Source organism: Thermogutta sp. (assembly GCF_014359955.1).
Classification (GTDB): Bacteria; Planctomycetota; Planctomycetia; order Pirellulales; family Thermoguttaceae; genus Thermogutta.
This window is the reverse complement of the sequence record NZ_JACIYL010000089.1, coordinates 1-9,571: the sequence shown is the minus strand read 5'-3', so window position 1 is coordinate 9,571 and position 9,571 is coordinate 1. Positions and strand designations below refer to the sequence as shown.

The window sequence follows — 9,571 nt, the reverse complement described above, 5'->3', positions numbered from 1 at the left end:
GAAGAAACACCTGTTGCCATGTTCCGAGAACCGGCTGGCCGCCTTCCAGGGGGAGGGTCAAAGTCGCACCCAGCAACGTGGCCTGCAGGTGGGAGTGGCCGTTGCCATCGTGCCAGGTGTCGTCATGATGATAGCGCCGTTCCGGCGGCGCCAGTTCGTCCATCAAGGTCGGCAGGTCTTTGAGGAGCCCGGGTTCGAACTCGATTGTCCCCAGCGCTACGGTACTTCCCACTGCAAAGAGATGGATCAATCCTCGCTGGAGGCCGGATCGCTTACTTTCTTCTATGATCCGGGGTGTGAGATCGACCATCTGCCCGTGGCCGGAAGTAGAGACTTCGATGTAAGACCGATACATCCGCATGACGGGTGGTTTCAACGGGGCTTTTGAGGTGAAGGGTTTTTCTCGGCGAGTGGCTTTTCCGGTCGGCAGGTGAACGGGAAGACCTACTGGGTGAGTCGGGCTCCTCGGGGGCACGAAGGCCTTTCATGCAAAACGGTCTTGGAACGCTGGAGTGTGAACGTCACTTCCGATTGATGGGAAGTGTTACAGCGTACAACGAGACCACGGCGCCGGTGGCCATCAAACTCCACGGCGCCCACGGCGGCGGTTCAAGCACTTTGTTGGGACCGGTGCTCGGCGCCCCTGATCGACCGATTTGGGCGGGCGGTGGGTCGTGGGCCTTCAGCACGAATTTCTGCACACCCAGGGTCTGTACTCCCAGAAACATGACAAACAGACCGACGGCGAGAAAAAATGCGCGGCTCATAGCTCATCACCATGCATTTGCAAATCCAGTTCGGGGTGGCTCGGTATTTTTTTCGTCGAACAACACAGGGAAGTGCAACCTTCTGCCGTGAAGTCAACCTGAACCGACTGTAACGGAGAAGGCGAGGAAGGTAAGGTTTAAACGAGAAACAACCAAAGCTGATTGCCACAGTTTTCAATCTGTTGCGCCACAATTTTGTGCTTGGTGAGATATTTGTGGTCTGGCCCGGGTTCCGCGACCACCAACTCGCGCCGGGAGTTTACTGCTCAGGCATTCACGGTAAGTTGTAACCTTCTGAAAGGACAAAACTTACAAAGGGGATGTCCCTGCAGAGACCAACCAGACGGCAAATCGCGAGCAAGGCGCGGCCATGGCGAAGGTTTTTCTTGTGTGCGCCACAGTTGTGTTGACTATTTCCTCCGTACATCGTAGAATTGGGCGGCGAGGCAGGCGATGCGCAAACGGTGCCACTTTCCCGCCCTCGTGAAATTTCGATAATAGTTGCAACCACGATAAGGTCGCGACGATGCAATCTCTACTCCAACAACGTGCGCATCCAATCTTGGAAACGTCGTCTGTCCCCAATCCGCCGGACAACATGAGCTCCGAATCGTCTCCCTGGGCCGCAGCGATTGTTGAACACCTCCCGGACGCGATCTTTATCGTGGATGAAAAGTTCCGTATCAAGTGGGCTAACAAGGCCGCGCAACAGTTTGCCCCTCATGGCGACGGCCTAACGGGCAAACGCTTTTACCGGGACATCTTTCGCGATGTGACTCTTCTCAAACCGGACTATTTCCCCCTGACCATTGCGAGGGATCAAGGACGTCCGGCCCGCACGATTTTGCGAACAGCCGATTCGAGGGTTTTTGATCTTTACGCGGTTCGAATGGACGAGGGAAACGAGGAGAGGAAGCAGATCCTCGTCGTCCTCAAAGAGATCACCTCCAATTACCGCCCCCTGGAACGATTGCGTGCGATTCACGAGGCTGGTCGGCGGCTCGTGGATATCGCTCCTGGAGAACTCATCAAGCTCACGGCCGAGGAACGCAAACAGTTGCTGAAAAATCGCGTCCTTGCCTATCTGGAAGGTGTTCTCCAGTTCAACGTGTTTGAAATTCGGCTGATCGATTTTCAGACCAACAAGCTCGTGCCTTTTATCTCGGAAGGTATGAGTCCCGAGGCCGCTGCGCGGGAACTCACTCCCGCCTTTGAAGGACAGGGCATCACAGGGTACGTGGCGAAAACGGGGGTGAGCTATCTGTGCGAGGATACCCGGAATGACAGTTTATATCTTCAGGGGACAGCCAACTCGCGGAGCTCTCTGACCGTTCCGTTAATCCGTTACTCCTCGAATATGGAACCTGTTGTGATTGGAACGGTCAATATCGAAAGTCCCGTGCCTCGGGCCTTCACCCATGATGACCGACTTTTTCTGGAGATTTTTTGTCGGGATCTGGTCACGGCGCTCAATATGCTCGAGCTGATCGAGGTTGAGCAGACGGAAGCAACCCTGGGGGTGATCGAAAAACTGCACCGGGCACTGGCGATTCCAGTCAACGAGCTTGTCAGCAAGATTGTTGCCACCGAAGCCTCTCTGGACCCGGATGCGCAGGGCTTGCGGCAGGCGCTGCGGGAGATCGGCAAGACAGCTCTGGAATTGAAGGATATTGTCCACGCCATCGGGCGCCAGCTTCCCCCCACGGAATCTTCTCCGCTCTTTGCAAACAAGCGGATTCTGGTTGTGGATGGGGACGAATCGGTGCTTCAGGACGCGCACGAACATCTGCCGCGATGGGGCTGTGTGGTGGAGACGGCGACCACGGGAAAAGCCGGGTTGCAAATGGCTGTGATGGCCGAAAGCGAGGGGGGTTACGACGCCATCCTGGGTGCATACATGTTACCAGACATGAGGGGGCTGGATTTCTTTCAGCAGCTCAAAGAGCACCTTAAAGGCCGGGATGTCCCCTTCATCATGATGGTGCCCATCGGACGGTACCTTTCCGACCACCAGCAGGTGAAGGCACGTCAATTGGGGGCGAAGTGCCTGGTGGGCAAATATCCGCCACCGGAAGGCCAGGAAAAAGGCGGGCATTTGGCCCTGGATCCATTGAAATCCAGCCTCGCCAAACTCTTCGCGGAGCAGACGCGGCCACCGGCGAGCACGGCTCCCTCCGGCTGTTGATTGTCCTGGCAACCGCAGAGTCTTCTTGCCCTTATCGTAGTGCCTCTTTCAGCCTTACCGGCGGTAAAATACCAGAGGAAACGGATTCCGATGGCCGTTTAGTGGGGTGAGCAGCCCACAAAGGGATTGTGCTTCTGATGGCGAGGTGAGGCTTGTCGAACGAGAATTCGCACGCAGTTTCGCGAGGCAGTTTAGAAATTCTCGCCCCTGCGGGTGATTGGAACGCCCTCCGAGCGGCCGTTGCCGCGGGGGCTGACGCCGTCTATTTTGGCCTGGAGAATTTGAATGCCCGGCGTCGTGCCAGAAACTTTACCCTGGAGGAAGCGCGACAGGCAGTCGAGTTTCTTCATGGGCACGGGTGCCGGGCTTATCTGACGCTCAACACCGATATTTCGTACAGGGAACTGGGGTTGGCGATCGCGGTGCTTCATCACGCCGCAGACATAGGTGTGGACGCCATCCTCGTCCGAGATCCAGCGCTGTTGGCCTTTCGCAAGGCCTTTCCACAGTTGGAATTTCATTTCAGCACTCAGACCTGCATGGCGAATTCGGCCGACGTGGCGGCCGCCGCCGAGCTGGGCGCCACCCGCGTTGTCCTGGCTCGGGAGCTCTCACTCGAAGAAATTCGAAGGATTGCCCGGCAATCCCCCATTGAGCTGGAAGTGTTTGGACAGGGGGCGCTGTGCTTTTCTGTGTCCGGGCGATGCCTGATGTCAAGCTGGGTGGGTGGGCGAAGCGGCAACCGCGGCTTATGCGCCAGTCCATGCAGGGTTCCCTGGACGGTGGACGGCCAGCAGGTGGGCCACCCGCTTTCAATGCACGATTTGTGCGCGCTCGAACATATTCTCCCGCTTCACGAATCGGGCGTTCGGGCCGTGAAAATCGAAGGCCGACTGAAAACGGCCGATTGGGTGGCGCAGGCCGTGGGGATTTATCGTCGGGCACTGGCGGGTGATAGCATCGACCAGCTTACATCCGAGGCACGCTCACTCACCAATTACACCGGTCGCGAACTGACGAACGGGTATTTGCTCGGCGAGAGAACGAATCTTACCGGGAGTAACCGCGGGCGACTTGGCCGGGATGAGACGTTTGATGGTGCTGGGGAAGGAATTGGAGGGAATACCGGCGAGGTTTTCACGGAGGGAGCGGAGACTCCGGCGTTTTCTTCCGAGAGAAAAGGCTTCGAATTTACTCTGAGCACGGCCAGCAAGCGTATCCAGTGTCAACTCCGCTGGCATGGGAATGAGATCACTTGGGAGTATCCGAAAACAGTCGTCCGCCGGGCGCACAAGGCCGTAACCGCCGCGGAACTCTGTGAAATGGTGGAGGGCCGGTATTTTCTGGGATGCGCCGCCGATCACGTTGAGACAGACGATCCAGAGTTTCTCCTGGTGCCCCGAACTGTCAACGCGATCCTTGATCGGATCTCGGCGGAGATTGGTCGGATTCGCCGGGCGGAGAACAAGCCGATCGTGATTGACTTTCCCGAAGGAGCCTCCCTTACTGCCGAGGATCTCGTGCCTGCCACGACTAACGTGCGGGTGCTCGGCGACATGCCGAACCGCGTACGCATCGGCATTGGGCAGTTGGAGGATTTTGTCAGCCGTGTGCAGCCGGTGCACCTGATTGTGGAAGGTGCGGGTCCAGAAGACGTCACGACGATCGCGCAGGTTTGTCGAAAACATGTCCCGGTCGTTGCTTTGCCGCCGGTGTGTTTCGAGGATGATTTGCCGCGGATGCAGGAGCTTGTGGAACGTTGTCGCAAAGCGAGGCTGGCTATTGAAGTCAATAGCTGGGGAGGGTGGTGGCTGGCCCGTCGAGCAGGCATCGGTTTTGAAGCGGGACCCGGTTTGGGGGTTCTCAATCCTTTAGCGGCTGCGTTTTTGAGGAAACTTGGGGCGCGATCCGTCACCATTTCTGTGGAGGCTGATCGACGTCAAATTGAAGATATCTGCGCCTATGCTCCCGTCGCATTATCTCTCTATGTAATGGGGCGTCCCCCGCTTGCCATTTCGCGTGCGGAATTGCCGGAAGAGTTCTTGGGGCGCGTGTTCGCTGACCGGCGAGATCTGCGAATGAGGCCCACCCGGGAATGGGGACTGTGGGTCTTCAGGCCCTTGATCCCATTCGACTGGCGCCGCCTGCGAAATGATCGAATCCGGGTAAAACACCTGGTGGTGGACCTCGTTGGTTCGCCTGATCCGGTTGGGGAGTGGCTCGGGCTGACGTCCCGGTCGCGTCCCTTCACTTTCAACTACTATCGCACTCTGCAATAATGAACCGACGGCATTGGTAGATCGGGTTGGAACGAGCACTCTGGTTGGGCTTCGGGGCAATCTTTCCGATGAGCCCAAATCGAGCTAGCGTGGCCGAAGCCCGGCGCGTACCGTCGTTTTTCGGAATTCCGGTCACCCAGGATGTGAGTGGGGAGGCAGCCCATGAAACGCGAAGCCGCCGTAAAAACGGTTCTCCTGGCGTGTGTCACGCTGAGTTTCGGTCTTCTGAACGTGGCAACGCAGGCCGGCGAGCCTGGAAATCCGCCCAATATTGTCATCGTCCTGGCGGATGATCAGGGTTGGGGCGATTTGAGCGTCCATGGCAATCACAATCTGAGCACCCCCAACATCGACCGTCTGGCCGCGCAAGGGGCCCTCTTTGAGCGTTTCTATGTCAGTCCGCTGTGTGCCCCCACGCGGGCTGAGTTTCTTGCAGGCCGTTACCATCCACGGACGGGCGTGCGGGGGGTAACCAGAGGCGCGGAGCGGATGAATCTCAACGAATACACCATTGCTCAGGCGTTTCGCGCCGCTGGCTATGCGACGGCCATCTTTGGAAAGTGGCATAACGGCTCCCAATACCCGTACCATCCCCTGGCGCGAGGATTTCAGGAGTTTTACGGCTTCACCTCGGGGCATTGGGGGATTTATTTCGATCCGCCGTTGGAGTCCGGAAGCGAGATCGTCCGCGGACGCGGGTACATCACGGACGATTTGACCAACCATGCGATCGACTTCATCAAACGCCATCGAAGCGAACCATTCTTCTGCTATGTGGCTTACAACACTCCCCACACGCCGCTCCAGGTGCCGCACAAATTCTACGAGAAATTCGCCAGTGCCGAGATCGCTCAGCGATATCACGTTAAAGAGCGGGAAGACATTGCGTTCACGCGTGCCGTGCTCGCCATGTGCGAAAACATCGACTGGAACGTCGGTCGGCTTTTGGAGACTCTGCGCGAATGTGAGCTGGAAACGAACACAATCGTGGTGTATTTTTCGGACAATGGGCCAAATAGCTGGCGATGGAACGGAGGCATGCGCGGACGGAAAGGCTTCACCGACGAAGGTGGCGTCCGGGTGCCGTGTATCATTCGCTGGCCGGGGCATATTCCGTCGGGACTCCGCGTGACGCAAATTGCTGCCGCCATCGACCTTTTCCCCACCCTCGCGTCTTTGGCCGGCGTGCCTTATAAGGCACCGTTGCCGGTGGACGGGATTGATCTTTCGCCTGTGCTTCTCGGGAAGCAGAAGTTCGTGGCACGGGACCGGCTGATTTTTGCCCATCAGGCAGGCCAGGTCAGTGTGCGAAATGACCGTTTTATCCTTGATAACCGAGGTCGCCTGTACGATCTCTTTAAAGATCCGGGCCAAACCCAGGATGTATCCGCACAATTCCCAGATGTTGCCGAATCGTTACGGAAAGCGGTCGAACAATTTAAGGAAGAGGTCCTCCCCAAGGAACCTGACACCCGGCCATTTCCCGTTGGCTACAGAGAGTTTCCCGTGACATACCTGCCCGCGCGGGATGGCGTTCCCCATGGTAACATCGAATGGAGTGGCAAAGCACCCAACTGTTCTTTCTTCACTCATTGGACAAGCCCTGAAGATAGTATTACCTGGGACATCGATGTCCACACGCCAGGGCTATATGAGGTTGTTGTTTACTATACATGTCGTCCGCAAGATGTCGGCGTGGTTCTCCGAGCTTCTTTTGCGGGGCGCAGTGTGGAAGGCAAGATCACCGAGGCATTCGATCCACCGCTCCACGGTCAGGAATTCGATCGTGTGCCGCGACAGGGAGAGTCGTACGTGAAAGACTTCAAGCCCTTCGTGTTGGGCGTGATCGAACTTCCCGCACAACGGGGACTCCTGGAGCTCCGGGCTGTGAACATTCCGGGCGAACGGGCGATCGACCTTCGTTGGGTGAAACTCACGCTTAAAACGAGTGACGACAAGTCTCGGCCGTGAAGCTACTTTCTCGCCCGCCGCACCGGCTGCGGACTGCTTTTTCAAGCAGCCAGTTGATTTTCTCGGTGCTGATGCGCGAGGAAGTACAACTGGCGCTCTGCATCACGTGATAGATACCGGGAGAGTTGGATGATCGTGGCGAGATACTCGCCCAGAGACCGATCGCGGTCATCCCAGCGCGATCGATGACTGCCCTTTGGGCAGGTCGAAACAGAACACGTACCGGTCTTGCTTGCCCTGATTCTTTTTGAAGAACGTGCCAGGTCGCAGGTCCCGCCAGCTCGCGACCTCCTGAAAAACGATGCGCTGCGATTCGTGATGAAGCTGGGGAGCTTTTTGGGGTTTTCCGGCAAGCTCGATGGTGAACCCGGGGCACGCAAACGGTGCGGCAAAGGCGATGTGCTGCCCGGCGATCGCCATTTTCGTTAATTCCCTGGCTGCCCAATATCGAGCAAGTTCCGAGAGGTTCATCCAGATGAGATTGTCGAATCGCGCATGCAACCTCTTGACAACTTCCTGAAGGATTCGGAAGCCCAGCTCCTTTCCATTGAAAAACATGCCGGGCCAGTGGCACACCATGACGGCTGGCTCCTCTCGGGTGATCACCTCCACCATGCGCCCTGAGGCCAAATCCGGGGTGATAAACTTGTCAGGGGATCCAGGGGTGTCACCATCCCAACCGCCGAACCAGTCCCCCGTGCAGCCGATGATCGAAACGACGCACCGCGGTTGGGGGCCATCCAGTCCCGCAGCGTTTTCGACGCGGGGTGCCACGCTCTCCGCTCCGGTAAACACATCGCGGAAATAGTGGGGGATTTCCACTTGAAAGACATCTCGGCAGGCTTCCAACGTGGCAATGGAAAGTTGCGGTCGTGCCCGGCTTCCAAAACCGCCCGGTGTGGTGATCCCTTCGCACCGTAGTCCCGCGTTTTTCAGGATGTTGAGTGCGTATGCGATGTAATCCGTCAGTTCCTCGGCGGAGCGCCCCTCGCTCCAGCCCCAGTTTTCCATAAATCGTTGAGATCGTTCCTCGTACGGCCGGCCGGTCTTTGTGTTGATGACCCAGGTGTGAGTGACCATTTCGGGGTGGATGTCCCAATGGGGCATGACCTCCTCGCGCACAATGCGGAGGCTTCTCTCCAGCTCCTGATGGGACCAGCCCGGCAGGTCACGGTCCAGCCAGCCAACACAGGCGGGGTAAGGGACGACACTGTATTTTCCTTTCACGCCGTTTTCCCCGCACCAGGCCATGAATTTTTGAACGAATGCATCGGGGATCTCTCGCGGAAACTGACGCCAGGGTTTTTGGTACTCGGCTCGGTTTGGCCAGACTTCCGCGAACTGCGGCATGGCGAAATGGGCAAGGTTCACAAGGCACGTCGAATCGTCGATGATGAGCGAAACCGGCACTCGGCAGCGTGGATTGAGCACCGTGACATCGGCGGGTCGCGGAGGACGCTCTCCAGGTGGCTGGAACGTCCATCCAATATTTCGGCCTAAAGTGCCGGAGAGAGCAGCGGCACCAAATTGCAGAAATCGACGCCGAGAAACACGCGTCATGGCAGCCACCTCCTTCCCAGTTTATGCTTCGATCCGGTCAGAGATTGTATTTCCTGTACCAGGGCCGCTGAGCACCTCGTTTTGGGCACTTGATGCAATGCGGCCCTGTCAATACTTCTTCCCACATTTGGGGCGATGCAGTTACATGTGTCGAACGTCCCGGATTATGGTACCTTCGGACAAGCCCAATCACCAGCGGCGGAGTTGCTGGCCGCCGGTTGTTGTGTCGTCGTGTGCCGTGAGGAAAAAACGGAAGTGATGGGCGACTTTCTCCAAAAATTGAACCGCCTCGCGTTAGATACCTGTTCAGGGCCGACTCGGTGGACCAGGCCGACGGTACTGTTCCTGATCGTTTGTGGCGGTTGCGGAAATCAAGGAAATTTCCGTACTCTCGCGGGTGATCGCCCGACTACCGCCTGCCTGCCGTGACGGGTAAACTAAAAAGCTTTGGAGCATTGATTGGCCAATTGAACTCCGGGGCAGACATCCTCCCCGCGTGACAGGTGGCGGGAACCTTGTGGGAGTGGAGCGGCTGGATAGACGTGAAACGGATAAGGAGATACACGCTATGGTGTTGGACGAAGTGCCTCCCGACTGGAATGACGAGGCCACGGACGACAACCTTGATACGGACGGCGACGAATCGTCGGTGGAGTTCGCGCCGACGGTACCACCGCCCGACGACGACTTTGACGAATTTGACGAAGACGATTTCGATGACGATTTTGATGATGATTTCGAGTTCGAGCCGGAGTACGAGGCGGAGATCGAGCGTGAGTTCGGAGACTTAGAAGAAGAAACGGAAGAGG

General features: G+C 57.4%; 7 protein-coding genes. 4 read left to right on the top strand and 3 right to left on the bottom strand.

Translation table 11 applies throughout. The features are described 5' to 3' along the window. Together H5U08_RS04590 and H5U08_RS04585 are read right to left on the bottom strand one after the other, a co-directional pair. The coding region (locus tag H5U08_RS04590; RefSeq protein ID WP_297030712.1) for a secondary thiamine-phosphate synthase enzyme YjbQ at positions 1–361 on the bottom strand (361 nt) is incomplete at its 3' end. A gap of 160 nt (positions 362–521) precedes the next feature. Next, on the bottom strand, positions 522–767 hold the full coding sequence (locus tag H5U08_RS04585; RefSeq protein ID WP_297030709.1) for a hypothetical protein: 246 nt from the start codon (positions 765–767) through the stop codon (positions 522–524). A gap of 598 nt (positions 768–1,365) precedes the next feature. Between H5U08_RS04585 and H5U08_RS04580 the strand changes: the two genes are divergently transcribed. From H5U08_RS04580 to H5U08_RS04570, 3 genes are all read left to right on the top strand, one after another. Continuing rightward, a complete protein-coding gene (locus tag H5U08_RS04580; RefSeq protein ID WP_297030707.1) occupies positions 1,366–2,952 on the top strand; it encodes a GAF domain-containing protein in 1,587 nt (528 codons plus the stop codon). Between the two features lie 152 nt (positions 2,953–3,104). Further along, positions 3,105–5,231: a U32 family peptidase gene (locus H5U08_RS04575; RefSeq protein ID WP_297030706.1), complete on the top strand. Its 2,127-nt coding sequence runs from the start codon at positions 3,105–3,107 to the stop codon at positions 5,229–5,231. Between the two features lie 162 nt (positions 5,232–5,393). Beyond that, a complete protein-coding gene (locus H5U08_RS04570) occupies positions 5,394–7,202 on the top strand; it encodes an arylsulfatase (protein WP_297030703.1) in 1,809 nt (602 codons plus the stop codon). Positions 7,203–7,370: 168 nt separating this feature from the next. Here H5U08_RS04570 and H5U08_RS04565 read toward each other — a convergent pair whose 3' ends face one another. Further along, entirely contained in the window at positions 7,371–8,762 is a 1,392-nt protein-coding gene (locus tag H5U08_RS04565) for a hypothetical protein (RefSeq protein ID WP_297030700.1), read from the bottom strand. Positions 8,763–9,330: 568 nt separating this feature from the next. On the opposite strand from H5U08_RS04565, the gene H5U08_RS04560 reads away from it, so the two are divergent. Continuing rightward, positions 9,331–9,571 (top strand): hypothetical protein (locus tag H5U08_RS04560; protein WP_297030698.1); only part of this gene is annotated, 241 nt, incomplete at its 3' end.

What these genes read in the sequence shown, in the direction of transcription:
- H5U08_RS04580 (WP_297030707.1), top strand. Translation starts at nt 1,366, where the DNA reads ATGAGCTCCGAATCGTCTCCCTGGGCCGCAGCGATTGTTGAACACCTC.
- H5U08_RS04585 (WP_297030709.1), bottom strand. Translation starts at nt 767, where the DNA reads ATGAGCCGCGCATTTTTTCTCGCCGTCGGTCTGTTTGTCATGTTTCTG.
- H5U08_RS04570 (WP_297030703.1), top strand. Translation starts at nt 5,394, where the DNA reads ATGAAACGCGAAGCCGCCGTAAAAACGGTTCTCCTGGCGTGTGTCACG.
- H5U08_RS04565 (WP_297030700.1), bottom strand. Translation starts at nt 8,762, where the DNA reads ATGACGCGTGTTTCTCGGCGTCGATTTCTGCAATTTGGTGCCGCTGCT.